General features: G+C 67.7%; 21 protein-coding genes. 12 read left to right on the forward strand and 9 right to left on the reverse strand.

The window, feature by feature from the left end; genetic code table 11:
- Positions 1-7: 7 nt before the first annotated feature.
- The 3 genes from acnD to prpB all read right to left on the reverse strand — a co-directional run bounded on the left by acnD (position 8) and on the right by prpB (position 4,810).
- On the reverse strand, positions 8-2,626 hold the full coding sequence (acnD, locus tag AC5P74_RS18300) for a Fe/S-dependent 2-methylisocitrate dehydratase AcnD (RefSeq protein WP_329843187.1): 2,619 nt from the start codon (positions 2,624-2,626) through the stop codon (positions 8-10).
- Between the two features lie 97 nt (positions 2,627-2,723).
- A complete protein-coding gene (gene prpC, locus AC5P74_RS18305; protein WP_005418357.1) occupies positions 2,724-3,881 on the reverse strand; it encodes a bifunctional 2-methylcitrate synthase/citrate synthase in 1,158 nt (385 codons plus the stop codon).
- A gap of 35 nt (positions 3,882-3,916) precedes the next feature.
- A complete protein-coding gene (prpB, locus tag AC5P74_RS18310; protein ID WP_005418360.1) occupies positions 3,917-4,810 on the reverse strand; it encodes a methylisocitrate lyase in 894 nt (297 codons plus the stop codon).
- A gap of 154 nt (positions 4,811-4,964) precedes the next feature.
- On the opposite strand from prpB, the gene prpR reads away from it, so the two are divergent.
- Complete coding sequence (prpR, locus tag AC5P74_RS18315) at positions 4,965-6,548, forward strand: propionate catabolism operon regulatory protein PrpR (protein ID WP_329843189.1); 1,584 nt, start codon at positions 4,965-4,967, stop codon at positions 6,546-6,548.
- A 74-nt stretch (positions 6,549-6,622) separates the two neighbouring features.
- On the opposite strand, the gene AC5P74_RS18320 is transcribed toward prpR, so the two are convergent.
- Both AC5P74_RS18320 and pdxH read right to left on the reverse strand, forming a co-directional pair.
- Positions 6,623-6,970, reverse strand: coding sequence for a YqfO family protein (locus AC5P74_RS18320; protein ID WP_329843191.1), 348 nt, complete (start codon positions 6,968-6,970; stop codon positions 6,623-6,625).
- A 9-nt stretch (positions 6,971-6,979) separates the two neighbouring features.
- Positions 6,980-7,579, reverse strand: coding sequence for a pyridoxamine 5'-phosphate oxidase (gene pdxH, locus AC5P74_RS18325; protein ID WP_329843193.1), 600 nt, complete (start codon positions 7,577-7,579; stop codon positions 6,980-6,982).
- A 40-nt stretch (positions 7,580-7,619) separates the two neighbouring features.
- Here pdxH and AC5P74_RS18330 point away from each other — a divergent pair, with 40 nt between their 5' ends.
- Complete coding sequence (locus tag AC5P74_RS18330; protein ID WP_346607638.1) at positions 7,620-8,447, forward strand: kinase; 828 nt, start codon at positions 7,620-7,622, stop codon at positions 8,445-8,447.
- Positions 8,448-8,453: 6 nt separating this feature from the next.
- Here AC5P74_RS18330 and AC5P74_RS18335 read toward each other — a convergent pair whose 3' ends face one another.
- Positions 8,454-8,657: a dodecin family protein gene (locus AC5P74_RS18335; protein ID WP_005410663.1), complete on the reverse strand. Its 204-nt coding sequence runs from the start codon at positions 8,655-8,657 to the stop codon at positions 8,454-8,456.
- Positions 8,658-8,755: 98 nt separating this feature from the next.
- Between AC5P74_RS18335 and AC5P74_RS18340 the strand changes: the two genes are divergently transcribed.
- The 5 genes from AC5P74_RS18340 to mdtD all read left to right on the forward strand — a co-directional run bounded on the left by AC5P74_RS18340 (position 8,756) and on the right by mdtD (position 13,359).
- Positions 8,756-9,298: a shikimate kinase gene (locus tag AC5P74_RS18340; protein WP_053498926.1), complete on the forward strand. Its 543-nt coding sequence runs from the start codon at positions 8,756-8,758 to the stop codon at positions 9,296-9,298.
- On the forward strand, positions 9,295-10,407 hold the full coding sequence (gene aroB / locus AC5P74_RS18345; protein ID WP_005418377.1) for a 3-dehydroquinate synthase: 1,113 nt from the start codon (positions 9,295-9,297) through the stop codon (positions 10,405-10,407). The genes AC5P74_RS18340 and aroB overlap by 4 nt, the downstream gene beginning before the upstream one ends.
- A 102-nt stretch (positions 10,408-10,509) precedes the next feature.
- On the forward strand, positions 10,510-10,749 hold the full coding sequence (locus AC5P74_RS18350) for a WGR domain-containing protein (protein WP_053498927.1): 240 nt from the start codon (positions 10,510-10,512) through the stop codon (positions 10,747-10,749).
- Positions 10,750-10,774: 25 nt separating this feature from the next.
- Positions 10,775-11,857, forward strand: coding sequence for a uroporphyrinogen decarboxylase (gene hemE / locus AC5P74_RS18355; protein ID WP_329843197.1), 1,083 nt, complete (start codon positions 10,775-10,777; stop codon positions 11,855-11,857).
- Between the two features lie 92 nt (positions 11,858-11,949).
- Positions 11,950-13,359, forward strand: coding sequence for a multidrug transporter subunit MdtD (gene mdtD / locus AC5P74_RS18360; protein ID WP_005418383.1), 1,410 nt, complete (start codon positions 11,950-11,952; stop codon positions 13,357-13,359).
- A 390-nt stretch (positions 13,360-13,749) separates the two neighbouring features.
- Here mdtD and AC5P74_RS18365 read toward each other — a convergent pair whose 3' ends face one another.
- Together AC5P74_RS18365 and AC5P74_RS18370 are read right to left on the reverse strand one after the other, a co-directional pair.
- The gene (locus AC5P74_RS18365; protein WP_329848499.1) at positions 13,750-17,277 is read right to left on the reverse strand and encodes a hybrid sensor histidine kinase/response regulator; all 3,528 of its coding nucleotides are present in this window, start codon (positions 17,275-17,277) and stop codon (positions 13,750-13,752) included.
- 96 nt (positions 17,278-17,373) lie between these two features.
- Entirely contained in the window at positions 17,374-20,916 is a 3,543-nt protein-coding gene (locus AC5P74_RS18370) for a sensor histidine kinase (RefSeq protein ID WP_495205024.1), read from the reverse strand.
- Between the two features lie 164 nt (positions 20,917-21,080).
- Between AC5P74_RS18370 and AC5P74_RS18375 the strand changes: the two genes are divergently transcribed.
- From AC5P74_RS18375 to AC5P74_RS18385, 3 genes are read left to right on the forward strand one after another with little or no spacing between them, the layout of a single operon-like run.
- On the forward strand, positions 21,081-21,713 hold the full coding sequence (locus tag AC5P74_RS18375) for a YceI family protein (RefSeq protein WP_053499626.1): 633 nt from the start codon (positions 21,081-21,083) through the stop codon (positions 21,711-21,713).
- Positions 21,714-21,723: 10 nt separating this feature from the next.
- A complete protein-coding gene (locus AC5P74_RS18380) occupies positions 21,724-22,296 on the forward strand; it encodes a cytochrome b (protein WP_005410672.1) in 573 nt (190 codons plus the stop codon).
- Between the two features lie 3 nt (positions 22,297-22,299).
- Complete coding sequence (locus tag AC5P74_RS18385) at positions 22,300-22,872, forward strand: YceI family protein (RefSeq protein WP_053499622.1); 573 nt, start codon at positions 22,300-22,302, stop codon at positions 22,870-22,872.
- A gap of 71 nt (positions 22,873-22,943) precedes the next feature.
- Here AC5P74_RS18385 and AC5P74_RS18390 read toward each other — a convergent pair whose 3' ends face one another.
- Complete coding sequence (locus tag AC5P74_RS18390) at positions 22,944-23,174, reverse strand: glutaredoxin family protein (protein WP_032954410.1); 231 nt, start codon at positions 23,172-23,174, stop codon at positions 22,944-22,946.
- Positions 23,175-23,274: 100 nt separating this feature from the next.
- Here AC5P74_RS18390 and AC5P74_RS18395 point away from each other — a divergent pair, with 100 nt between their 5' ends.
- Positions 23,275-24,657 carry an L-serine ammonia-lyase gene (locus AC5P74_RS18395; protein WP_053499618.1) on the forward strand — a complete coding sequence of 461 codons (1,383 nt, stop codon included), beginning with the start codon at positions 23,275-23,277 and terminating at the stop codon, positions 24,655-24,657.
- A 175-nt stretch (positions 24,658-24,832) separates the two neighbouring features.
- Entirely contained in the window at positions 24,833-25,828 is a 996-nt protein-coding gene (locus tag AC5P74_RS18400) for an alpha/beta fold hydrolase (protein WP_346608006.1), read from the forward strand.
- Positions 25,829-25,912: the final 84 nt, after the last annotated feature.

Raw genomic sequence — 25,912 nt, forward strand, 5'->3', positions numbered from 1 at the left:
GGATGTCTTACGCCACCTTGGCGCCTTCCAGGAAGTCCTGCGCGAAGCGCTGCAACACGCCACCGGCCTCGTAGATCGCCACTTCCTCGTCGCTGTCCAGGCGGCAGGTGACCGGCACGATCACGTCCTGGCCGTCGCGGCGGTGGATGACCAGCGTCAGCTCGGCGCGCGGGGTGCGCTCGCCGACCACGTCGAAGGTCTCGGTGCCATCGATGCCCAGGGTCAGGCGGGTGGTGCCCGGCTTGAACTCCAGCGGCAGCACGCCCATGCCGATCAGGTTGGTACGGTGAATCCGCTCGAAGCCCTCGGCCACGATCGCCTCCACGCCAGCCAGGCGCACGCCCTTGGCGGCCCAGTCACGCGAGCTGCCCTGGCCGTAGTCGGCACCGGCAATGATGATCAGCGGCTGCTTGCGCTCCATGTAGGTCTCGATGGCTTCCCACATGCGCATCACCTTGCCTTCCGGCTCCACGCGCGCCAGCGAACCCTGCTTCACGCTGCCGTCGTCGTTGCGCACCATCTCGTTGAACAGCTTCGGGTTGGCGAAGGTGGCGCGCTGCGCGGTCAGGTGGTCACCGCGGTGGGTCGCGTAGGAATTGAAGTCCTCTTCGGGCAGGCCCATCTTCGCCAGGTACTCACCGGCGGCACTGGAGGCCAGGATCGCGTTGGACGGCGACAGGTGGTCGGTGGTGATGTTGTCCGGCAGCACCGCCAGCGGACGCATGCCCGACAGCGTGCGCTCACCGGCCAGTGCGCCCTCCCAGTACGGCGGGCGACGGATATAGGTGCTCTGCGGGCGCCAGTCGTACAGCGGGCTGACTGCGGCACCGTTCTCCACGCGCACGTTGAACATCGGGTTGTAGACCTTGCGGAACTGCTCGGGCTTCACCGAGGCCTTCACCACCGCGTCGATCTCGGCATCGCTCGGCCAGATATCCTTCAGGCGCACCTCGTTGCCGTCGGCGTCCACGCCCAGCACGTCCTTCTCGATGTCAAAGCGCACGGTGCCGGCGATGGCATAGGCGATCACCAGCGGCGGCGACGCCAGGAAGGCCTGCTTCGCATACGGGTGGATGCGGCCATCGAAGTTGCGGTTGCCCGACAGCACAGCCGTGGCGTACAGGTCACGGTCGATGATCTCCTGCTGGATGGCCGGATCGAGCGCGCCGCTCATGCCGTTGCAGGTGGTGCAGGCGAAGGCGACGATGCCGAAGCCCAGCTTTTCCAGGTCCGGCAGCAGGCCGGCCTCTTCCAGGTACAGCTGCACCGCCTTCGAGCCGGGCGCCAACGATGACTTCACCCACGGTTTGCGCAGCAGGCCGCGCTCGTTGGCCTTGCGTGCCAGCAGGCCGGCAGCGATCACGTTGCGCGGGTTGGAGGTGTTGGTGCAGCTGGTGATGGCGGCGATGATCACCGCGCCATCCGGCATCAGGCCCTGCGCCTGCTCGGCCTTGCCCGCTGCCAGCTTGGCCTCGTCGGCGATGCCGCGCTCGGCCAGCTCGGCGGTCGCCACGCGCTTGTGCGGGTTGGACGGGCCGGCCATGTTGCGCACCACGCTGGACAGGTCGAAGCGCAGCACGCGCTCGTACTGTGCGGTGGCCAGGTCGTCAGCCCACAGGCCGGTGGTGCGCGCATAGTTTTCCACCAGCGCCACCTGCGATTCCTCGCGCCCGGTCAGGCGCAGGTAATCGATGGTCTGCCCGTCGATGTAGAACATCGCGGCGGTGGCGCCGTATTCGGGGCACATGTTGGAGATGGTGGCGCGGTCACCGATGGTCAGTGCCGCCGCTCCCTCGCCGAAGAATTCAAGGTACGCGCCGACCACGCGCTCCTTGCGCAGGAATTCGGTCAGCGCCAGCACCACGTCGGTGGCGGTGATGCCCGGCTGCGGCCTGCCGGTCAGCTCGACGCCGATGATATCCGGCAGTCGCATCCACGAGGCACGACCGAGCATCACGTTCTCGGCTTCCAGGCCGCCCACACCAATGGCGATCACGCCCAGCGCATCCACGTGCGGGGTGTGGCTGTCGGTGCCCACGCAGGTGTCGGGGAAGGCTACGCCGTCCTGCACGTAGATCACCGGCGACATCTTCTCCAGGTTGATCTGGTGCATGATGCCGTTGCCCGGCGGAATCACGTCCACGTTCTCGAACGCCAGCTTGGTCCAGTCGATGAAGTGGAAGCGGTCTTCGTTGCGGCGATCCTCGATCGCGCGGTTCTTCTCGAACGCCTGCGGATCGAAACCACCACACTCCACCGCCAGCGAGTGATCGACGATCAGCTGCACCGGCACCACCGGATTGACCTTGGCCGGGTCGCCGCCCTTGTCGGCGATCGCATCACGCAGGCCAGCCAGGTCGACCAGTGCGGTCTGGCCGAGGATGTCGTGGCACACAACGCGCGCCGGGAACCACGGGAAATCCAGGTCACGGCGGCGCTCGATCAGCTGCTTCAGCGAGTCGCCAAGCGTGGCCGGATCGCAGCGGCGTACCAGGTTCTCGGCCAGCACGCGCGAGGTGTACGGCAGGGTGGCATAGGCGCCGGGCTGGATCGCATCGACGGCAGCGCGCGCGTCGAAATAGTCCAGCGCGCTGCCGGGGAGGTTCTTGCGGTAATCGGTATTCATGGGCTGGCGGAATGCTTGGGGCGGGCCGGGTGCCGGCGGTGCGGCGGCGAAAGCATCCGGCCGGCACGCGGCCGGCCGGATGGGGACAGCAGGTGGATCAGACGCGCTTGTCGATGGCGACGAAGTCGCGGTCTTCCGGACCGATGTAGTTGGCGCTCGGGCGGATGATCTTGCCGTCGATGCGCTGCTCGATGATGTGCGCGCTCCAGCCGGCGGTGCGCGCGATCACGAACAGCGGGGTGAACATCGCGGTCGGCACGCCCATCATGTGGTAGCTGACGGCGCTGAACCAGTCCAGGTTCGGGAACATCTTCTTGATGTCCCACATCACCGATTCCAGGCGCTCGGCGATGTCGTACATCTTCATGCTCGACTGTTCTTCGGACAGCTCGCGGGCCACGTCCTTGATCACCTTGTTGCGCGGATCGGAGACGGTATAGACCGGATGGCCGAAGCCGATCACCACTTCCTTGCGCTCGACGCGGGCCTTGATGTCTTCCTCGGCCTCATCCGGATTGTCGTAGCGCTTCTGCACTTCGAACGCCACTTCATTGGCGCCGCCGTGCTTCGGGCCACGCAGTGCGCCGATGCCACCGCAGATCGCGCTGTACATGTCGCTGCCGGTACCGGCGATGACACGACAGGTGAAGGTCGAGGCGTTGAACTCGTGTTCTGCGTACAGGATCAGCGAGGTGTGCATCGCCTTCACCCACGAGTCCTGCGGCTTCTCGCCGTGCAGCAGGTGCAGGAAGTGGCCACCGATCGAGTCATCGTCGGTTTCCACGTCGATGGCACGGCCGTTGTGGCTCCAGTGGTACCAGTACAGCAGCATCGAGCCGAGGCAGGCCATCAGCTTGTCGGCAATGTCGCGCGCGCCCGGATGATTGTGGTCATCCTTCTCCGGCGCCACGCAGCCGAGCACGGACACACCGGTGCGCATCACGTCCATCGGGTGTGCCGACGGCGGCAGTTCTTCCAGTGCGGCCTTCACCGCGGCCGGGATGCCACGCAGCGACTTCAGCTTGGCCTTGTACGAAACCAGCTCGGCGCGGGTCGGCAGCTTGCCGTGCACCAGCAGGTAGGCGATTTCCTCGAACTCGCTGGTGTTGGCCAGGTCCAGGATGTCGTAGCCACGGTAATGCAGGTCGTTGCCACTGCGGCCCACGCTGCACAGCGCGGTGTTGCCGGCGGCGGTGCCGGACAGGGCGACGGACTTCTTCGGCTTGAAGGTCGGGGTTGCGGTCGTATCGTTCATGTTTCCCTCCGAAACTTGATGGTGCAGGGTACTGCTTATTTCTTGGCGGCGAACAGCGCATCGAGCTGCTGCTCGAAGGCGTGGTAGCCGATGCGGTCGTAGAGTTCTTCGCGGGTCTGCATGGTTTCCACCACGTTGCGCTGGTGGCCATCGCGGCGCACCGCCTGGTAGACGTTCTCGGCCGCCTTGTTGGCCGCGCGGAACGCCGACAGCGGGAACAGCTGGATCGCAACACCGGCCGAAGCCAGTTCATCGCGGCTGAACAGCGGGGTGGCACCGAATTCGGTGATGTTGGCCAGCACCGGCACCTTCACCGCGTCGACGAAGCGACGGTAGGTGTCCAGGTCGTAGGCCGCCTCGGCGAAGATGCCGTCGGCACCGGCCTCGACACAGGCAATGGCGCGCTCGATGGCCTTGTCCACGCCGTCCACCTGGATGGCGTCGGTACGCGCGATCAGGAAGAAGTCCGGATCGGTCTTGGCATCGGCGGCAGCCTTCACGCGGTCGACCATTTCACCCTGCGAGACGATCTCCTTGCCCGGACGGTGACCGCAGCGCTTGGCGCCAACCTGGTCTTCGATGTGGCAGGCGGCCGCGCCGGCCTTGATCAGCGACTTCACGGTGCGCGCGATGTTGAACGCACTCGGCCCGAAGCCGGTATCGATGTCCACCATCAGCGGCAGGTCGCAGACATCGGTGATGCGGCGCACGTCCACCAGCACGTCTTCCAGGGTGTTGATGCCCAGGTCCGGCAGGCCCAGCGAGCCCGCGGCAACACCGCCGCCGGACAGATAGATGGCGCGGAAGCCGGCGCGCTTGGCCAGCAGGGCGTGGTTGGCGTTGATGGCGCCGATCACCTGCAGCGGCGATTCGGCAGCAAGCGCCTCACGGAAGCGAGCACCGGCGGAGAAAGGGGCGGAAGCGGTCATGCGGCAATCCAGGTTGGAGAACGGATAGGTAGGCGCAAGCACCATGCCAAGCTGCAAGCCGTTGATTTCACGGGGATGACCGCCACGCAATAGTGAAACGTATGAAACACTGAAACGGATGTATCATGAAACATCACGTCGACCTCCAGCCGCCATGTACCTGCCCCGCTCACCCCTGCGCCACGCCGACACCGACCCCGGTCGCCCGGTGATCTGGACGGTCAGCGTCTCGCGCCTGACCGGCCTGCTCGGCGATGTCATTCCCGAATTCGATCGACGCGCGCGCATCGAGCAGATCAACCTAGGTTTCGAGGAAGCGGTGGATGTGATCGGCCAACGCCTGCGCCGCGAGCATTGCGACGTGGTCATCGCCGGCGGCTCCAACGCGGCCTGGCTGCGCGGTCGGCTGGAGCTGCCACTGGTGCCGATCCAGGCCAATGGCTTCGACCTGATGGAAGCGTTGGCCCGTGCCCGCCGCATCGCCAGCCGCATCGGCCTGGTCACCCACGCCAGCGACGTACCGGCGTTCAGCAACTTCCAGCAGAGTTTCGGCCTGGATATCGAGCACCGCCGCTTCGTCACCCGCGAGGATGCGCGCGACTGCATCGCCGACCTGCGCGCCAACGGCATCGAGGTCATCGTCGGCACCGGCATGGCCATCGACCATGCCGAACAGGCCGGCCTGCCGGGGGTACTGCTCTATTCGGCCGACTCGGTGCGGCAAGCGTTTGAACATGCGCTGGAGCTGACCCAGGCGCTGGCCCGCTCCAGCGGCAACCGAGCCGCCCCGCGCCGGCGCCCGGCAGCGCGTGCCGACACGCATGAACTGCTCGGCGACAGCCAAGCGATGGCCCAGGTGCGCGCACAGATCGCGCTCTATGCACCGCATGACAGCACCGTACTGGTGACCGGCGAAACCGGCACCGGCAAGGAGCTGGTGGCGCGGCAGCTGCACGCAGCCAGTGGCCGTCGCGGACGCTTCGTGGCGCTGAACTGCGGCGCCATCAGCGAATCACTGCTGGAAGCCGAACTGTTTGGCTACAGCGATGGTGCCTTCACTGGTGCACGGCGCGGTGGTCGCGTGGGCCTGGTCGAGGCCGCCGATGGCGGTACGTTGTTCCTGGATGAGATCGGCGAACTGCCGCTGCCGTTGCAGACCCGCCTGCTGCGCGTGCTGGAAGAACGCGAGGTGCTGCGTGTCGGCGCTACCGAACCGACGCCGGTGGACCTGCGCGTGGTGGCCGCCACCCTGCAGTCGCTGGAGCAGCGCGCGGCGACCGGCAGCTTCCGTCGCGACCTGTATTACCGGCTGGCCGCACTACGCATCGCCCTGCCCCCGCTGCGTGCGCGGCGCAGTGACATCCCGCTGCTGGCACAGCACTTCTTCCGCCAGCTGCGTGGCATCGACGCGCCACTGGATGAGGATGCACTGGCGTTGCTGAGCGCGGCCGAGTGGCCGGGAAACGTGCGCGAACTGCGCAATCTGGTGGATCGACTACGCATCCACTGGCAGCCTGGGGAAGGATTGATCGATGCAGCGCGCCTGCTGCAGCTCGCGCCCGAGCTGGTGAAGGAAGGTATCGCCACACTGCCAGTGGAAAGCAACGGCAAGCGCCCACCGCGTGCGCAGCTGGAAGCATTGCTGCATGAACACCGCAATGACCGCGAGGGCATGGCGCAGGCGCTGGGCGTATCACGCACGACGCTGTGGCGCTGGCTGCGCGCGGAGGGGTTGTAACCACTCATTGCCTGGTGGGTGCGAACCTTGATTCGCACCGTTCTTCAAGCATCCCATCCACGCATGGCGTGGATCTACTTGGCCAGCAGCAGCTCGACTTCCTCCACCTGCACCACCGGCACCCGCCATGGATGATGCGGCACGATGCCCTGCTCGAAGATGCGCTGCAACCGCAGCGGATCCCGAGGCAGGCAGAACTCCAGGCGCACGCTGTCGACCACTTCGGTGCGCCCCACCTCACCCTGCGCGGGCGACGCACCCACGCGCGGGCGGAACTGCTCGAACCCCGGCGCCGACCACCACATGCCGTGCTCGTAGTCACCCCCTGCCAGGGCATCCACCGCAAGGATGCCCTGCTTCACTGCGTCCAGTGCTGCCGACGGCACGAACACCACCACGCGGTACAGCGGCAGGCGTTGCATCAGTCAGCCTTACGGGTACAGCAGGCGCTTGCTCCAGCGCCCTTCCGCACCGGCTTCATAGCACCAGCGCTCGTGCAGGCGGAACTGCGCGCCGTACCAGAACTCGATGCGGTCAGGCACCACGCGCAGGCCGCTCCAGCCGTCCGGGCGCGGCACGTCCTGGCCCTCGAAGCGGGCTTCGACCTCGGCCACGCGCGCGTCGAATTCCTCGCGCGTGGCCAGCGTCTTCGACTGCTGCGAAGCCCAGGCGCCGATCTGGCTCATCCGCGGGCGGCTGGCGAAATAGGCGTCGGCCTCGGCATCGGCCACCTGCTCGGCACGACCCTCGATGCGCACCTGGATGCCGGCCTCGCGCAGGCTGCGCCACAGGAACAGCAGTGCAGCCTGCGGATTGGCCTGCAGCTCCCGGCCCTTGTGGCTGTCCAGGTGGGTGTAGAACACAAAGCCACGCTCATCGAACGCCTTCAGCAGCACGGTGCGCGCCGAGGGACGGCCGTGCGTATCGGCGGTGGCCACGGTCATGGCGTTCGGCTCGACCTCGCGGCTCTGCCTGGCCTCTTCGAAGAGGCTGGCAAACGTGGACAGGGCTTCGGCGTACAGGTCGCTCATGATTGCGTTCTTCTCACACGGATTGGGCTATTGTGGCTGCATGGCCGCTGCTGCGTATATGCCCCAGGTGAAAGGATTCCCCGAAACATTGGCCGAACAGGTGCTGGACGACGCACTGGGCAGTGGCGCAGCGGTTCCAGTATTGGCGATCAGCGGCCTGCAGGGGAGCGGCAAATCGACGCTGGCCGCGCAGGTCGTGGCCCGCGCCCAGGCACGCGGCCTGAACGCCGCCACGCTGTCCATTGATGATGTCTACCTGACCCGCGCACAGCGGCAGCGGCTGGCCCGCCAGGTGCATCCACTGCTGATCACCCGGGGCCCGCCGGGCACCCATGACCTGCCGCTGGCCCACGCAGTGCTGGATGCGGTGGCCGCGCGCCAGCCCTTCGCGATGCCGCGTTTCGACAAGCTGGCCGACGAACGCCTGCCCGAAGCGCAATGGCCGCACCTGCATCAACCGCTGGACCTGCTGGTGTTCGAAGGCTGGTTTCTGGGCACGCCCGCGCAGGATGACAACGCGCTGGACAGCCCGTTGAACGCGCTGGAGCGCGAGGCCGACGCCGATGGCCGCTGGCGGCGCTGGTGCAACCAGGCGCTGGCCCGCGACTACCCGGCGCTGTGGCAGCACTACGACCGGCTATGGTTCCTGCAGCCGCCGGATTTCTCGGTGGTACCGCGCTGGCGCTGGCAGCAGGAGCAGAACCTGCAGGCCTTTCAGCCAGGCCGGCACGGCATGAGCCGGCCACAGCTGGAACGCTTCGTGCAGTACTACGAGCGGGTCAGCCGGCAGGCACTGCGCGCGCTGCCGGCGCTTGCCGATCACGTGGTGGTCCTGGACGGCCAGCGACAGGTGCAGGACGTGCGCTGAGCACGCCTATTCCACCAGGAAGGTCACCCGCAGGTTGACCCGCCATTCGGTGATCTCGCCGCTGCCATTGGTGACCACCTTGGTCTCGTTCACCCAGGCGCCCTGGATGCCCTTGACCGTCTCGGAGACCTTCTTCAGCCCGCTGCGCACGGCGTCCTCCACGCTCTTCGGCGAGGAGGCGGTGATTTCGATGACCTTGGCGACTGTCATGGCCTGTACTCCGGCTGGCGCGGGAGACCCCGCTGGAACGCCTACCCTGACGTGAAGAACGTAAAGGCCAGGGCACGGAGGTGTTAGCATCAGAGGGCATGAATCCTGCTCCGAACCTGATCCTGATCGGCCCGATGGGCGCCGGCAAAACCTGCATCGGCCGCCGCTTGGCCGAGCGCTTCACGCTGGACTTCGTCGATGTCGACCAGGCCATCGTCGATGCCGCCGGTGCCAGCATCCCGACCATCTTCGAGCACGCCGGCGAAGCCGGTTTCCGCAACCATGAACGCGAGGCCCTGGCCCGTGTGCTGGAAGGCCGCAGCCAGCTGGTCTCCACCGGCGGCGGCGCGGTGCTGGACCCCGGCAACCGTGCACTGATCGCCCGCCGCGGCTTCGTGGTCTACCTGCGGGTCAGCGTGACCGCGCAGCTGGAACGCCTGGCCCGCGACAAGGGCCGGCCGCTGCTGCAACGCCCGGACCGCGAGCAGGTGCTGCACGACCTGGCCGCACACCGCGACCCGCTATACCGCGAACTGGCCGACCTCACCCTCGATACCGACCCGTACACCGCTGCCGATGCGACTGCCCAGCTGGTGGTCAAGCTGGCCACGCAATGGCAGCGCCAGGACCTGACTGCATGACTTCCCCCGCCCTGCTGCAGGTCGCCGTTGGCGGCGACCGCCCCTACACCATCACCATCGGCGCCGGTGCGCAGGCCGATGGCGCCGCGCTGGCCGCGCACGTTCGTGGCCGCCATGTGCTGCTGCTCAGCGACAGCGAAGTCGCCCCGCGCTATCTGGCGCCGGTGAAGCAGACCCTGCTGGCCGCGCGCCCCGACCTGATCATCGGCGAGCACGTGCTGGCCGCCGGTGAGGCCTCCAAGACGCTGGCCGAATTCGGCCGCGCGATCGAAGCGCTTGCGGCGCTCGGCGCCACGCGCGACGCCTGTGTCTTCGCCCTCGGCGGCGGCGTGGTCGGTGACCTTGCCGGATTTGCCGCCGCCTGCTGGATGCGCGGCGTGGACTGCGTGCAGCTGCCGACCACCCTGCTGGCGATGGTCGATTCGTCGGTGGGCGGCAAGACCGCCGTCGACATCCCGGCCGGCAAGAACCTGGTCGGCGCCTTCCATCCGCCGCGTGCGGTCATCGCAGATACCCGCGTGCTGGCCACCCTGCCGCCGCGCGAACTGCGTGCAGGCCTGGCCGAAGTGGTGAAGTACGGTGCGCTGGGCGACGCGGTGTTCTTCGAATGGCTGCAGCAGCATGCCGATGCGCTGGTCGCCGGTGAAGACCACGTGCTTTCCGAAGCCATCGCGCGCAGCTGCCGGCACAAGGCCGCCATCGTCGAGCGCGATCCGTTCGAGAAGGGCGAACGTGCCCTGCTCAACCTCGGGCATACCTTCGGCCATGCCATCGAAACCGAGCAGGGCTACTCGGCTCCAGGCCGCGATGCGCTGAACCATGGCGAGGCGGTAGCGGTGGGCATGGTGCTGGCGGCGAAGCTGTCCACCGACCTCGGCCTGGCCGACGATGCCGACCGCGCTCGCCTGCAGGCACTGTTGGAACGCCTCGGCCTGCCGGTGGCGATCCCGGCCGGGCTGGACCCGCAGGCCCTGCTCGGCCGCATGCGCCTGGACAAGAAGAACGTGGCCGGCCGCCTGCGCCTGGTGCTGTGGCGCGGCATGGGGCGCGCCGAAGTGGTGCCGGACGTCGATGAGGCGGCGGTACTGAAGGTGCTGTCAGCCAGGTAGAGCCGGCCGCTGGCAGGCTCCTCCACGCATGAAGTTGCCGGCCAGCGGCCGGCACTACCACGTTGCGGCAAGGGTCACCCCTGCCCCGCTACAATCGGCGCCATGCACGTCTACCTGCAACATCCCGACGCCGGTGCGCAGGCACCGCGTTTCCTGCGCCTGAGCCTGCAGCCGGACCTGTTCGGCGGCTGGGAGCTGCTGCGCGAGAGCGGCCGCGTCGGCAGCCGCTCGCAGCTGCGGCGCGAGCTGTTCCTGCAGGCCGACGACGCCCGCCACGCCTTCGAGAAGGCCCGCGATGCCGAACTGCATCGCGGCTTCCAGATCCTTTCGCACGGCGACTGACGCCGCTGCTCCTCCCGTCCAAGGAATGCCCATCGTGACCAGCCCTCTCCGCAACGATCGCCTGCTGCGCGCCCTGCGCCGCGAACCGGTGGACTGCACCCCCATCTGGCTGATGCGCCAGGCCGGCCGCTACCTGCCGGAATACCGCGCGACCCGGGCCAAGGCCGGCAGTTTCCTGGCCATGGCCAAGACCCCGGAGATCGCCTGCGAAGTCACCCTGCAGCCGCTGCGCCGGTTCCCCCTGGACGCAGCCATCCTGTTCTCGGACATCCTCACCATTCCCGATGCGATGGGCCTGGAGCTGTACTTCGTCGAAGGCGAAGGCCCGAAGTTCCGCCATCCGGTGCGTGATGAAGCGGCCATCGCCAAGCTGGCGGTGCCGGACATGGAGCAGGACCTGGGCTACGTGATGGATGCGGTACGCCTGATCCGCCGCGAGCTGGACGGCCAGGTGCCGCTGATCGGCTTCTCCGGCAGCCCCTGGACGCTGGCCTGCTACATGGTGGAAGGCGGCGGCAGCAAGGATTTCGCACGCATCAAGGCGATGGCGCTGAACCATCCGCAGGCGCTGCACCGCCTGCTGGAGGTCACCACCGAAGCGGTGATCGCCTACCTCGGTGCGCAACGCGCGGCCGGTGCGCAGGCGCTGCAGGTGTTCGACACCTGGGGTGGCGTGCTGTCCCCGGCGATGTACCGCGAGTTCTCGCTGCGTTACCTGCAGCGGATTGCACAGGGCCTGGATCGCGGCGAAGGCAGCGAGCGCACGCCGCTGATCCTGTTCGGCAAGGGCACCGGCCTGCACCTGGAAGCACTGTCGCAGACCGGCGCCGATGCACTTGGCCTGGACTGGACGCTGGACCTGGACGAAGCAATGCGCCGCACCGGTGGTCGCGTCGCGCTGCAGGGCAACCTCGACCCGACCACGCTGTACGCCTCGCCGGATGCGATCGCCACGGCCGCAGCGCGCGTGCTCGACACCTATGCCGCCGGCAACGGCGGCTCGCGCGAAGGCCATGTGTTCAACCTCGGCCACGGCATGTCGCCGGACATGGACCCGGCGCATGTGCAGGTCCTGGTCGACGCGGTGCACGCGCACAGCCAACGCTGAGCATTCCGCATGCCATCACGGCGCGATGTTGATCGCGCCGTGACCCGCAGTGCGCGATCATGGCGGCCCCCACGCTGCACCGGCCACACCCCATGTCCACATCGCCATCGACCTACAACCGCCAGCGTCCCCTGCTGTGGCTGGTGTCCCTGGCGATCTTCATGCAGATGCTGGACTCGACCATCGTCAACACGGCGTTGCCGGCGATGGCGGCCAGCCTGGGCGAGAGCCCCCTGCAGATGCAGTCGGTGGTGTTCAGCTATGCGCTTGCGGTCGCCACCTTCATTCCCGCCTCGGGCTGGATCGCCGACCGCTATGGCACCCGGCGCACCTTCCTGGTGGCGATCATCCTGTTCACCCTCGGCTCGCTGGCCTGCGCGTTGGCCCAGCACCTGCACCAGCTGGTCGGCGCGCGCGTGCTGCAGGGCATCGGCGGTGCGATGCTGCTGCCGGTCGGTCGGCTGGCGGTGATGCGCTCGGTGCCGCGCGAGGATTTCCTGCGCGCGATGAGCTTCATCGCCATCCCCGCGCTGGTCGGCCCGCTGATCGGCCCGACGCTGGGCGGCTGGCTGGTCGAGATCGCCTCATGGCACTGGGTGTTCCTGATCAACCTGCCGATCGGCGTGATCGGTTTCATCGCCGCGATGAAGATCATGCCCGACCATTACGCCAGCCATCGCACCCGTTTCGACCTGCGCGGCTACATCATGCTGGCCTTTGCGATGGTGGTGCTGTCGCTGGCCTTGGACGGCATCTCCGGACTCGGCACCCCACACGCGCTGGTGATGCTGATGACGGTCGCGGGCCTGGCTGCGCTGGTGGGCTACTGGCTGCATGCCGCCAATTCCACCGCACCCTTGTTCTCGCTGGCCCTGTTCCGCGTACCCAGCTACCGCATCGGCATCCTCGGCAACCTGTTCTCGCGCATCGGCAGCAGTGCCATGCCGATGCTGATTCCACTGCTGCTGCAGGTCGGCCTCGGCCTCGGCCCGATGAACGCCGGCCTGATGATGGTGCCCGTAGCGGCGGCTGGCATGGTGTCGAAGAAACTGGCAGTGAAGCTGGTCGAACGTTACGGCTACCGCCGCGTGCTGATGACCAACACCGTGCTGGTGGGGCTGGCAATGGCCAGCTTCATCCTGATGACACCTGGCCAGCACCTGGCCTGGCGCCTGGTGCAGCTTGCGTTCTTCGGCGCGGTCAATTCACTGCAGTTCACCGTGATGAACACCGTGACGCTGCGCGACCTTGACCGCGAATTCGCCAGTTCCGGCAACAGCCTGCTGTCGATGGTGATGATGCTGGCCGCCGGTTTCGGCGCTGCGGCGGCCGGCAGCCTGCTGGCCGCGTTCGGCAATCACCTGGACAGCAACAGCGCGACCGCCGCGCTGCATGCCACATTCCTGTGCGTGGGCGCGATCACCCTGACCTCGACGATGATCTTCTGGCAGCTGCCTGACACCAAGCCCGAACCGCGGCAGGTCGAGCACGTCGCGGAGTGAGGGTGGTTCGGCAGGGCCTGCGGCCCTGCACCCGCGGTAGTGCCGGCCGCTGGCCGGCAACAGCAACAGCCAAAGCGGCATTCCGTGGGTTGGCGGGGCGGTGTCGCAGTGCGGGGACGCCGCAAGTACGTCCTTGTAGGCTTGGCAGCCGCATCCATGCGGCTGACACCCCGCACTGCGACACCGCCCCACCTCTGGACACCGCCCCACCTCTGACAGATTCCGGCGGCTCTTAATAGGTGTCGACCTTGAACGACACATCTGTCAGATATCGAAATCGATCTGGGGTCAGATCCGTTTTCCTACGGGAAACGGATCTGACCCCACGCCATTTCGACAGCACGCAGAATTCTGTCGAAGGCGGGTGCAGGGCCGCAGGCCTTGCAGAACCTACCTACCCGTGACCCTGGCGATCGCTTCCACCAACAGCTCACCAGTCACCGGCTTGCGCAGGAAGCCGCCAATGCCGGCTGCTTCCACCTGCTGCTGCAGGTCCGGATCGGTCCGCGCGGTCACCGCCAGCAGCGGCAGCATGTAGCCCTGGTTGCGCAGGTGCTGGGCCAGCTCGAAACCGCTCAGGCCCGGCAGGTCCAGATCCAGCAGGCCGACGTCGAAATCGCCGGCACTGACCTCGCGCAGCGCCGCCAGCGCATGGCCGGCATGCACCACCTCGTGGCCGCGTGCGCTCAACAGGCCACGCACCACGTCGGCCACGGTGGCATCGTCCTCGACCAGCAGCACTCGCAGCGGCGGCATGTTCGCCGCTTCGTCGCGTTGTCCCTCGGCCGATGCCTCGGCATCGCTGTTCACCACCAGCGGCAACGGCAAGGTCACACCGAAACAGGTGCCCCGGCCCAGCTGGCTCTCCACCTGGATCCGCCCCTGCATCGCATGCGCCAGCTCGCGGCAGATCGCCAGGCCGAGGCCACTGCCACCGTACTGCGCGGCGGTACGTGCACCATCGGCCTGCTCGAAGCGGCGGAACAGGCGCTGCTGTTGTTCCTGGCTGATGCCCGGGCCGGTATCGCGCACCTCGAAGTGCAGCGCACGCAGCTCGCCATCGCAACGTGCATGCAGGGTGATAGTGCCGCGGCTGGTGAATTTCACTGCGTTCGACAGCAGGTTGAGCAGGATCTGCCGCACGCGCATGGCATCACCGGTCGCCTGCAGGCCCGCAGGCAGCTGGTTGTCGAGGACGAAGCGCAGGCCCTTCTGTGCAGCCAGCGGGCCCATCAGCGCCGCCAGATCCTGCAACAGGCCATTCAACGCAAACGACTGCGACTGCAGTTCCAGGCGCCCGGACTCGATCCGCGCCAGGTCCAGCGCATCGTTGACCAGGTGCAGCAGGTGCTCGCCAGCATGCCGGATCGACTGCGTGTAGCCACGCTGCTGCGGGTCCAGTGGCGAGGCAAGCAGCAGCTCGCTCATGCCCAGCACGCCGGTCATCGGCGTGCGGATCTCATGGCCAAGGTTGGCCAGGAAGCGGGTCTTGGCCGCCGACGCCTGCTCGGCCAGTTCCTGCTTGTGCAGCGCCAGCTGGTAGGCGTGCCGCCGCTGCAGGCGGCGTCGGTACAGCCAGGCAAACCAGCTGGTCAGCAGCAACCCGACCGACGCCAGCACCAGCAGGCCGGACAGGCTGCGCCACCACGGCGGCTGCACGCGGAATTCCAGGCTCTGCACCCGCGACCACACATGGTCGGCCGACCGGGCCTGTACTTCCAGCCGGTAGCTGCCCGGCGCCAGGCGCGAGAACAGGCGCTCGCCGGCCGGGCCGACTTCGACCCAATCGGGGTCGTAGCCGGCCAGGCGGTAGCGGTACGTATTGGACGCCGAGTCGGCGAAGGACAGCAATCGCGCGACGATGCGCAGGTCGCGGTCGCCATCGGCGATCTGCAACGGCGCATCGTGGGTCATGTCCAGCACCTGCTCGTTGCGGCGCACTTCCACCCGCTCGATCACCAGCGGGGCGCGACGGACCGAAGGCCGTACCTGCTCCGGGTCGAACACCACCGCGCCCGCTGCCGTTCCGGCCACCAGGTGGCCATCGGCCGCTGCGATCAAGGTGTGCTCGCGGAATTCCTGGCTTGGCAGGCCGTCGTGCACGCCGTACAGGCGCACGCTCTGCCCATCGGCACTGACACGTACCAGGCCGCGTGCGCTGGTCGCCCAGGCCACGCCCTGCGCATCCACCACCAGGCCGGAGGCGGAGATCGCCGGATAGCCCTGTTCGGCACCGACCACCGCCTGCCGTTCCAGGCGTCCCTGGCTCCAGCGGTAACGGGACAGGCGACCATCCTCGGACAACCAGACCTGGCCGTCACGGCCCACATGCAACGCATGGATCGCCGTTGCCGGCGCACCCGGCACCGGCTGGAAGCGCTCGCTTTCCGGCAGCCACTGCAGCAGGCCACGGCTGCTGGCCAGCCAGATGTGGTCCTGCGGACCGCATTCCACATCGAGGTTGAGCTGGCCCTGCTGCAGGCCGCGCTGGCCATTGTCCAGCTGGCGCCGCACGTGGCCGTCGAGATCGCGCTGCTGCACGCCTGCGGGCAGCATCAACCAGAGGCTGTCGCCGTCGCAGGTCATCATCGCTTCGACCACCCCTTCCATCGCCGCATCTGCGCCGGCATCACGGCCCCAACGACGCAGTTCGCGCCGTTGCGGGTCGTAGCGCACCAGCGCATCGGTCGATCCAATCCAGACCTGGCCACGCCGGTCCTCACGCACCGAGGTCAACCAGTGCATGCCGTTGACCCAGGTGCGATGCTGCTCGATCCTGCCGGTCTTCGGATCGAAGCGGTCCAGCGCGCCATGGCTGCCCACCGTCCAGACGCCGCCGTTGCTGGAGGGACTGGTACCCAGCACGAGCGCATTGCGCAGCGAGCTGGGGTCGTCCTCCAGGCGCGACAGCACCGAGAACTGCCACCAGCGTGGCAGCAGGTGCCACAGCCCGGCATTGGTGCTGGCCAACCAGATGCCACCTTCGCGGTCCTCGTAGGCACCGGTCCAGTTCGGCCGTACCGGACCGCGCGCGATCGCGCTGTACAGCGGCACGGTCTGGTACTGGCCATCGACCGCACGCCCCAGCCCGGTGCGTGTATCCAGCCAGTGCCCGCCCTGCTCATCGCGCAGCATCATGCCCAGCACCTGCTCGCCCGGCGGCAGCTTCCACGGGGGGGCTTCGAAGCGGCCATCCGGGCGGCGCACGGTGGCGCCGGCCATCGTGCTGATCCACAGGCTGCCATCCGGTTCGGCGGTCAGTCCGTTGATCAGAAGGCTGGGGATGATGTCCGTACCGACACGCTCGAAGTCGGTCCCGGTCCAGCGCGCCACGCCATGCTTGGTGCCGATCCACAGGCTGCCATCGGCCAGCGTGGCCAGGTAGGGCACCGACGACGAAGGCAGGCTGCGCGGATTGTTCGGCTCGGGCAGGAAGCGCTGCAGGCGATCCTGGCTGTCCAGGCGGTACAGGCCGCCTTCGTGGGTACCGAACCAGATCGAGCCATCAGGCGTGCTGGCCAGGCTCCAGACCGTGTTGGTACCCATCAACGGCTGGCTGCTGCGGTCGTAGAAGTGCAACTGGCGGCGGTCGGCCGACATGCGCACCAGGCCGGCGTTCTCGGTGCCTATCCACAACTGGTTGCGGGCATCGACCAGCACCGTCCAGATGCGGTTGTCACGCAGTCCATCCTCGGAACGCCACACGCGGTAGGTGCGGCCGTCATAGCGGGCCAGGCCATCGTTGGTGGCGATCCACAGGTAACCGTAGCGATCCTCGGCCATGCGGTTGACGGTATTGGACGGCAGGCCATCGAACACCGTCACCTGCCGCGGGCTCGGAGGCACCGGCTGTGCCGCAGCGGGCAACGCGCAGCACAGGAGGACCAGCAGCAGCATCGCCGCCCGCAGATACACCACCGATTGCCTCCTCACGCTGGTCCTGATGATTCCCGCGCTGCGGGCGTCGGCATGGTAAACCGAAAGTCGCGCCGTTCACGCCCGGCGTCGGCGTCGTCACGCAGTCGCCTGTCGTTTCGCACGTGCCTGGGCGATGGCCGCCACCAGCAGATCACCGGTCACCGGCTTGCGCAGGAAGCCATCGAAGCCTGCGGCCAGCACCTGGGTTTCGGCGTAGGCATCGGAACGCGCAGTCACTGCCACCAGCGGCAGTTCATAGCCCATGGTACGCAGCTGGCGGGCGATGGCCGTACCGTCCAGCGCGGGCAGATCGAGATCGAGCAGGCCGACGTCGAAACCATCGGTGGCGATCTCCGACAGCGCGCCCAGGCCATGCAGCACGTGGACCACCTCATGCCCGCGCACGCGCAGCAGGCCGGCGATGACCTCGGCCACCGTGGCATCGTCCTCGACCAGCAGGATGCGCAGCGGCGGCAGTTCCGGCAGGGCCGCCACGTCGCCCGCTTCGCTGGCGGCCTGGCGCGTCCAGGGCAGGGGCAGGCGCACGCGGAACCGCGCGCCCTTGCCAGGCTGGCTGTCCACTTCGATGCGCCCCCCCATCGCCACCGCCAGTTCCTGGCAGATCGCCAGCCCCAGACCACTGCCGCCGTAGCGCGACGCGGTACGCGGGCCGTCGGCCTGTTCGAAACGATGGAACAGGCGCTGCTGCTGCTCGGCGTTGATGCCCGGGCCGCTGTCATGGACTTCGAAACACAGGCCGCCCTTTTCTTCCAGGCGTACGGCCAGGCCGACGTGGCCGCGCTCGGTGAATTTGATCGCGTTGCCGAGCAGATTCAGCAGGATCTGGCGCACGCGCATCTCGTCGCCACTGACACTGACCGGCCCGGGCGGGTCTTCGCCGCGCTGGAACACCAGCTGGCGTTGCTGCGCCATCGGCTGCATCAGGCCCTGCACCTGGTCCAGCAGCTCCCCCAGATCGAACGGGCGCAGGTCCAGCTCCAGCCGCCCGGCTTCGATCCGGGCCAGGTCCAGGGCATCGTTGACCAGCCGCAGCAGATGGCTGCCGGCCTGCTGGATGGACCCGGCGTAGCCGCGCTGCACCGGATCCAGCGGAGTCGCCAGCAGCAGTTCGCTCATGCCCAGCACGCCGGTCATCGGCGTGCGGACTTCGTGGCCCAGCGTAGCCAGGAAACGGCTCTTGGCCTGCGAGGCCTGCTCGGCCAACTGCTGCTTGTGCACCGTCAGCTGCCATTGCTGGCGGCGGCGCAGCCGCGCGCGGATCGACCAGACCAGAACCACCAGCAGCAACGACCCCAGCAGGATGTAGCCGAATATCGCCATGCCGCTGCGCCACCACGGCGGCAGCACCTTCACCTGCAACTGCTGCGAAGGTGTCCACGCGCCCCGGGCAGTCGCGGCCTGCACCTCGATGACATAGCGGCCGGTCGGCAGCCGCGACAGGGTGCGCTGGCCATCGCCCCCCTGCTCCACCCAGTCCTGGTCGTAACCCTGCACGCGGAAGCGATACCGGTTGCCCTGCGGGCTGGCATAGGAAAGCAGCCGCGCATCGATCTGCAGATCGCGGTCGTCCGGTCCCAGCAGCAGGGTGCCGGTGAGCGGCAGCGGTTGCCAGCCGCGTGCGTCGTCGCGCCGCACCCGCACTTCGGCGATCACCAGCGATGAAGGCGGCAGCACGGTGTCGTCGGCATTCACATCAAAGGCGACCAGGCCGGTCTGGGTAACCGCCAACACGCGGCCATCGGCGTTCACCGCAGGTGGCCGACCGGTGAACTCGGCATCGGACAGGCCATCGCGTTCGTTGAACTGTTGCAGGCGCCGCGTCTTCGGGTCCCACCGCAGCAGGCCGCGCGGCGTCGTCGCCCACAGCTGGCCATTGTCGGCCAGCGCCAGCCCCCCCATGGTCACCGGCGGCACGCCCGCACTGCCGTCGATGCGCTGGATCAGGCGCAGGCTCATGCCATCCCACTGGTAGCGCTCGAAGGCGCCTTGGCGCGCCAGCCACAACTGCTGCGGATCGATCCATGCCAGATCGTAGATCGGGCCGCGCGAAACGCCGGGCACTGCCTCGAAGCGTCCGGCCTGCTCACGCCAGATGCCCATGTCGCCCATCACCCAGGGCCGGCCGTGGGCGTCGAAGCGGATCTGCTCGATCGGCGCATCGGCCGTCCCGCGGAAATGTTCCAGCGGATGACTGTGCAGCAGCCGGCCCTCTGCATCGCGCTGCTGCAGGTCCAGGCCCATCACCGACACCCACACCGTGCCATCAGGGGCCTGCCGCATCAGGTCGATGCGCTGGCGCAGGTCGGCACTGCCATCGATCCGCAGATCACGCAATGCGCCGGTGGCCGGATCGTAGACGCTGATGCGGCCGCCGCGTCCCAGCCACAGGCGACCATCCGGGCGCGGCAGCACCGACCACACCACGCCGTTGCCGAGCTGCCGGTCGCTGGCCAGCAGGCGCAGGGTGCCCTGCGCATCGAGCTGGTACACCCCTCGCGCCGAGCCGACGTAGTAGTTCTTCCCGTCGCTGGCCGCGCTCAACAGGTACTGGCTGTCCAGCGGCTTGCCGTCGAGCTGGTTCCAGATCGAGAAGCGCCGCCAGTCCGGTGGCAGATAGGCCAGGCCCTGGGTCAGCAACGCCACCCACAAACCGCCCTCGTGGTCCTGCAGCAGGTCAAGCACACCGCTGTGCGCGGTCAGGAAGCCGCTGCCGCGGTCCCCCTCCAGCCGGCGCAACGCCGCCGCATCCCCTCGCAACAGGCCATCGGAGGTACCCGCCCAGTAGCCCCCCTGGCGATCGGCCAGGACCAGGGCCGACCGCAGCTGGGCACTGTCGGCCCATCGCGGGCGACTGACCCGGTCCTGCCCATCGATGCGGTAGAGGCCATCGTTCTGGCTGCCTACCCAGATCGAACCGTCTGCATCACGGCTCAACCGGAGCACGCTCAGCCTCCCCAGTTCCCGCGCGGCCACCGGCTCGAAGCCGCTGCCGTTCCAACGCGCCACACCGGCTTCGGTGCCGACCCACAGGCGGCCCCGCGCGTCGACCAGGCTGGTGAAGATGCTGTTGCTGGGCAGGCCACCCGGGCGCGCGGGATCATGGGTGTAGAGGCGCACGCTGCCGTCTTCGCCGAAACGGCAGACGCCATGGTTGTTGGTCCCGATCCACAAGGCGTCGTCGACATAAGCCAGTGCCCAGAACTGCCCCTGGCAGGTGGAATTGACCGTATCGAAGGTCTGGAAGCGCTCGCGGTCGGCATCCAGGCGTGCCACGCCCTTGCCATTGATGCCCACCCAGACCCGGTCCAGCGGGTCGATCAGCAGGGTCTCGATCTCGTTGCCAGGCAACGAGCCCGGCTGTTCCGGGTCGTGCTCCCAGACCCGCAGGCTGTTGCCGTCATAGCGGGCGAGTCCACCATCGGTGGCGGCCCAGACGTGGCCCTGGCGATCCTCGGCCAGCGCCACCACCATGCGAGACGGCAAGCCTTCGGCGGCACCGAAGCGGCGCAGGCGTGGTGTTTCTGCCATGTCCAGGGTCGCAGCCGCCGTGGCCATCGCCACCAGCAGCAGTCCCATACCTGCGATGCCACGGCACCACCGGCGCCAGCCGCTCGTCATCCTGAACCCCCTGTCCTGCGCCGATTGTCACACAGGGCCGGGGTCATGGCTGCAACAGCCTGTTTCCAGCGGCGGCACCACCACGAACTGTTGCACCCATGCACGCAACGTTGGCAGGGGGCTGTGCGTATGATCGCAGCGTCCCCTTCCGGAGCCCGCCATCGATGCGTCCCTGCCTGGCCCTGTTGCCGATGCTGCTCGCCACCGCCCCTGCCTGGGCGGCCGCTGACACCTATCGCCTCGATCCGGTGCACACGCGGGTGCTGTTCTCGATCGACCACGCAGGCTACTCGCAGGCCATGGGCACGGTATCGGGCAGCGAGGGGCGCGTGCGGTTCGATCCCGACAACTGGCGCGACGCCACCGTGGAAGTGGATATTCCGGTGTCGCGGCTGGACCTTGGTGATGCCAAGTGGAACCAGGCCACCTTGGCCCGCAGCCTGCTCGACGGCGAGCGCTTCCCGACCGCGCGGTTCGTCTCCACCAAGGTCGAACCGATCGATGCCAGGCGCGCCCACGTGATCGGCACGCTGACCCTGCGCGGGGTCAGCCAGGAAATCACGCTGGATGTGACCCTCAACGCCATCAAGCGCTATCCGCTTCCCCCGTTCCGACGCACCGCCGGTTTTTCCGGCAGCACCACGCTGAGCCGGCGCGCGTTCGGCATCACCGCCTGGCCGGGCGTCATCGGTGATGCAGTACAGCTGAGGATCGAGGCGGAAGCCACCCTCGACCGCAGCGACGCCCCGGGAACTCCCGCTCCCCTTCCACACTCCGACCCCAAGACGGCCCGCTAGAGGACCCCTCATGACCGCCAAGAACACCCCCGCCGCCTGGGGGAGTGTCAGCCAGATCCTGCACTGGTTGATCGCACTGCTGATCCTCGCCTTGGGCGTGGTCGGCCTGACCATGGGCGAACTGCCCAAGACGCCCAAGTACTTCTGGGTCTACACCGCGCACAAGTCGATCGGCATCACCGTGCTGGCGCTGGTGCTGTTCCGCCTGGGCTGGCGCCTGTACGCCGGGGCACCGAAGCCGGTGCCGGGCGTGCCCAGCTGGCAGGAGCGCATTGCCAGCGCCACCCACGTGCTGCTGTACGTGCTGATGTTCGCCATCCCGCTGTCGGGCTGGCTGTACGACTCGGCCAGCGGCCTGCGCCCGTTCCGCTGGTTCGGCCTGGTCGACGTGCCCAAACTGAGCGGCCCCGACCCGCAGGTTGTCGCGGTATCGCATGCCATCCACGAGTACGGCTTCTGGCTGTTGATCGCGGTGGTGCTGGCCCATGCCGGCGCTGCCTTCTACCACCACCTGTTTCAGCGCGATGCAACGCTGTCCCGCATGTTGCCGCGTGGCTGGCTCGCCTCCCCTCAGAAGGACTGACCGATGAACCTGAAACTGACCACTCCGGCCGCCGTGGCCGCCGCCCTGGCCGGCATGCTGGCCACCGCTCCGGCACTCGCTGCCGATTACGCGCAGGCTCCCGGCGCCGGTTCGATCCTGGTGTTCGCCACCAAGTACGACGGCGAAGTGTTCACCGGCAGCTTCCCTGGCTTCGCGACCAAGCTCAGCTTCGACCCGGCCAACCCGGCTGCCGGTTCGCTGGATGTGGTGATTCCGCTGGCAGGCGCCAGGAGCGGCAACAGCGATCGTGACTCGACCCTGCAGGGCGCCGACTTCTTCAACGTCGGCAAGTTCGCCACCGCGCGCTACACCGCCAAGGGCTTCCGCGCCATGGGCAATGACCAGTTCGCCGCCGATGGCACCCTGGAGCTTCGTGGTGTCAGCAAGCCGGTTACGCTGACCTTCACCTGGAAGCCGGGCACCCAGCCGGTGCTGACCGGCAAGGCCACGGTCAAGCGCCTGGACTTCGGCGTCGGCGGCGGTGACTGGGCCGACACCAAGACCATCCCGGACGAAACCGCGATCAGCACGATCGTGAAGTTCGACGCGAAATAAACCGCATCTGGTAGTGCCGGCCGCTGGCCGGCATCACCGGGAACAGAGGGGTTGCCGGCCAGCGCCCGGCACTACCGATCGACGGCCAACCACGCCTGAACCGTGGCCGCGTCGAACGGCCAGTCCAGCTCGCGGTCGCCGCGCTCGTCACGCAGCACCGGCACCCGCGTGCCATAGCGCGCTTCCAGCGCCGGCTGGTCGTCCAGGAACACCGATTCGAACTCCGGCGCCCGTGCCCTGGCCAGCTCGGCCAGGGCCATGTCGCACAGGTGGCAATCGTCACGTTGGATAAGGGTCAACACCGGCCGGACTCCCGTGGCGGAAATGCTGCGCCGCAGCCATGGAAGTGCGGCGTGAACCGCTAGAATAGCGATCTCTTCCGGTACCCGCAGTACGGCAACCATGGCTGTCAGCACGTTCGACGTTTTCAAGATCGGCATTGGCCCGAGTTCCTCGCACACCGTCGGGCCGATGAAGGCCGCCGAGCGATTCATCCATCGCTGGCTGCTCGACCCGGGCCGCCTGCACGAGGTCGCGCGCATCCGCGCCGATGTCTATGGCTCGCTGGCACTGACCGGCCGCGGCCACGGCACCGACAAGGCGATCCTGCTCGGCCTGGAAGGCCAGCGGCCGAACCTGATCGATCCAGACATCATTCCGGCCACGCTGGAGCGCATCCGCAGCAGCAAGCGCATCCAGCTGATGGGCCAGCACGAGATCGCCTTCGACGAGAAGCGCGACCTCGGCATGAACAAGCGCCAGAAGCTGCCCTACCACACCAACGGCATGCGCTTCACGGCCTACAACGCCGACGACGAAGTGATCGCCACCCGCGACTATTATTCGGTCGGCGGCGGCTTCGTGGTCAACCAGGACGACGCGGCCGATGATCGCATCGTGCCCGACGAGACCCCGCTGCCCTACCCGTTCAAGAGCGGCGACGAGCTGCTGGCGCAGACCGCGCGCAGCGGCCTGAGCATTGCCCAGCTGATGTTCGAGAACGAGAAGTGCTGGCGCAGCGAAGACGAGATCCGCGCGCGGCTGCACGAGATCTGGAGTGCGATGCAGTCGTGCGTGGCGCGCGGCATCCGCGAGGAAGGCGTGCTGCCGGGTGGCCTGAAGGTGGGCCGTCGTGCGCCGGCGTTGTACCGCGAACTGTCGTCGAAGCCGGAAGCGGCGATGCGCGACCCGCTGACCACGCTGGACTGGGTCAACCTGTACGCACTGGCAGTGAACGAGGAGAACGCTGCCGGTGGCCGCGTGGTGACTGCGCCGACCAACGGTGCGGCCGGTGTGCTGCCGGCGGTGCTGCACTACTTCGATCGCTTCTGCCCGGGCGCGAACGAACAGCGCGTGTTCGACTTCCTGCTGACCTCGGCGGCGATCGGCATCCTCTACAAGGAAAACGCCTCGATTTCCGGCGCCGAAGTGGGCTGCCAGGGCGAGGTTGGCGTGGCCTGCTCGATGGCGGCCGGTGGCCTGGTCGCGGCACTGGGCGGCAACCCCAGCCAGATCGAGAACGCCGCGGAAATCGGCATGGAACACAACCTGGGCCTGACCTGCGACCCGATCGGTGGCCTGGTGCAGATTCCCTGCATCGAACGCAACGCGATGGGCGCGGTGAAGGCGATCAATGCCTCGCGCATGGCGATGCGTGGCGACGGCAAGCACAAGGTGTCGCTGGACAAGGTGATCAAGACCATGCGCGACACCGGCCGCGACATGCAGGACAAGTACAAGGAAACCAGCCGCGGTGGCCTGGCGGTGAACGTCATCGAGTGCTGATGACCCTGGGTAGAGTCGACCGCTGGTCGACTATCGCGTGCAGCGCGGGATTTTCGCGGTCTGATCGAAGAGCAGTCGACTGACAGTCGACTCTACCCCGTTGTCCCTGGCCGGTCGGACGACACCGTCACCGCGTTCCGGTTAGGCTCGGGGCTCCCCCACCCCGGATTGCCCCATGCGCGTGATCGCTGCCGCCCTGCTTGCCTGCCTTCCGCTGACCACCCTGGCCGCCCCCACCTACGGGCCGCGGCTTGAGGGCTTCGATTACGGCTATCCGGTCAAGACCTTCGCGCTGGAATCGCAGCGGCAGCCGCTGGAGATGGCCTACCTGGACATCGCGCCGAAGAAGGCACCCATCGGCGTGGCGGTGCTGCTGCACGGCAAGAACTTCTGTGCGGCCACCTGGAAGGAATCGATCAAGCCGCTGGTTGCCGCCGGCTATCGGGTGATCGCTCCGGACCAGGTCGGCTTCTGCAAATCCAGCAAGCCCGAGCGCTACCAGTACACGTTCGCACAGCTGGCAGCCAATACCCATGCCCTGCTGCAGCAGCTGCAACTGGGCGACGTGCCGGTGCACCTGGTCGGGCATTCGATGGGCGGCATGCTGGCCGTGCGCTACGCGCTGATGTACCCGCAGGACCTGCGCAGCCTGTCGCTGGTCAACCCGATCGGACTGGAAGACTGGAAGGCGCTGGGCGTGCCCTGGCGCAGCGTCGACGCGTGGTATGCCGGTGAAATGAACATCAGCTACGACAGCATCCGCCGCTACCAGCTGGATGTGTACTACGACGGCAAATGGAAGCCGGCCTACGAACCCTGGGCGCGGATGCAGTCAGGCATGTACGAAGGGCCCGGCAAGCAGGCCGTTGCATGGAGCCAGGCGCTGGCCTCGGACATGGTGTTCAACCAGCCGGTGGTCTACGAACTGAAGAACGTGCAGGTGCCGACCACGCTGTTCATCGGCCAGAAGGACCGCACCGCGATCGGCCGCGACCTGGCGCCGGCTTCGGTGAAGGCGACGCTGGGCAACTATCCAGCGCTCGGCAAGGCGGCGGCCGCAGCGATTCCCGGCGCGACGCTGGTCGAGTTCGCCGAACTGGGCCATTCGCCGCAGGTGCAGGACCCGAAGCAGTTCAACGCCGCGTTGCTGAAGTCCTTGAAGTCACGCTGACCGGCAGGGCGCCCCTGTAGAGCCGAGCCCACGCTCGGCTCATGCGACAGGATGGGGATTCCGTCAGGAGCAGCCGAGCATGGG

This window comes from Stenotrophomonas sp. YJH_SMC_94-11 (assembly GCF_059370435.1).

Excerpts from the sequence above, each read along its gene's own strand:
- AC5P74_RS18320 (WP_329843191.1), bottom strand. The coding sequence starts at position 6,970 with ATGCAACGCCTGCCGCTGTACCGCGTGGTGGTGTTCGTGCCGTCGGCA.
- AC5P74_RS18370 (WP_495205024.1), bottom strand. The coding sequence starts at position 20,916 with ATGACGAGCGGCTGGCGCCGGTGGTGCCGTGGCATCGCAGGTATGGGA.
- AC5P74_RS18330 (WP_346607638.1), top strand. The coding sequence starts at position 7,620 with ATGGCCGCTGCTGCGTATATGCCCCAGGTGAAAGGATTCCCCGAAACA.
- hemE (WP_329843197.1), top strand. The coding sequence starts at position 10,775 with ATGCCCATCGTGACCAGCCCTCTCCGCAACGATCGCCTGCTGCGCGCC.
- prpR (WP_329843189.1), top strand. The coding sequence starts at position 4,965 with ATGTACCTGCCCCGCTCACCCCTGCGCCACGCCGACACCGACCCCGGT.
- pdxH (WP_329843193.1), bottom strand. The coding sequence starts at position 7,579 with ATGAGCGACCTGTACGCCGAAGCCCTGTCCACGTTTGCCAGCCTCTTC.
- AC5P74_RS18395 (WP_053499618.1), top strand. The coding sequence starts at position 23,275 with ATGGCTGTCAGCACGTTCGACGTTTTCAAGATCGGCATTGGCCCGAGT.
- AC5P74_RS18340 (WP_053498926.1), top strand. The coding sequence starts at position 8,756 with ATGAATCCTGCTCCGAACCTGATCCTGATCGGCCCGATGGGCGCCGGC.
- prpB (WP_005418360.1), bottom strand. The coding sequence starts at position 4,810 with ATGACCGCTTCCGCCCCTTTCTCCGCCGGTGCTCGCTTCCGTGAGGCG.
- AC5P74_RS18385 (WP_053499622.1), top strand. The coding sequence starts at position 22,300 with ATGAACCTGAAACTGACCACTCCGGCCGCCGTGGCCGCCGCCCTGGCC.
- acnD (WP_329843187.1), bottom strand. The coding sequence starts at position 2,626 with ATGAATACCGATTACCGCAAGAACCTCCCCGGCAGCGCGCTGGACTAT.
- AC5P74_RS18380 (WP_005410672.1), top strand. The coding sequence starts at position 21,724 with ATGACCGCCAAGAACACCCCCGCCGCCTGGGGGAGTGTCAGCCAGATC.
- AC5P74_RS18400 (WP_346608006.1), top strand. The coding sequence starts at position 24,833 with ATGCGCGTGATCGCTGCCGCCCTGCTTGCCTGCCTTCCGCTGACCACC.
- mdtD (WP_005418383.1), top strand. The coding sequence starts at position 11,950 with ATGTCCACATCGCCATCGACCTACAACCGCCAGCGTCCCCTGCTGTGG.
- AC5P74_RS18375 (WP_053499626.1), top strand. The coding sequence starts at position 21,081 with ATGCGTCCCTGCCTGGCCCTGTTGCCGATGCTGCTCGCCACCGCCCCT.
- AC5P74_RS18335 (WP_005410663.1), bottom strand. The coding sequence starts at position 8,657 with ATGACAGTCGCCAAGGTCATCGAAATCACCGCCTCCTCGCCGAAGAGC.
- AC5P74_RS18350 (WP_053498927.1), top strand. The coding sequence starts at position 10,510 with ATGCACGTCTACCTGCAACATCCCGACGCCGGTGCGCAGGCACCGCGT.
- prpC (WP_005418357.1), bottom strand. The coding sequence starts at position 3,881 with ATGAACGATACGACCGCAACCCCGACCTTCAAGCCGAAGAAGTCCGTC.
- aroB (WP_005418377.1), top strand. The coding sequence starts at position 9,295 with ATGACTTCCCCCGCCCTGCTGCAGGTCGCCGTTGGCGGCGACCGCCCC.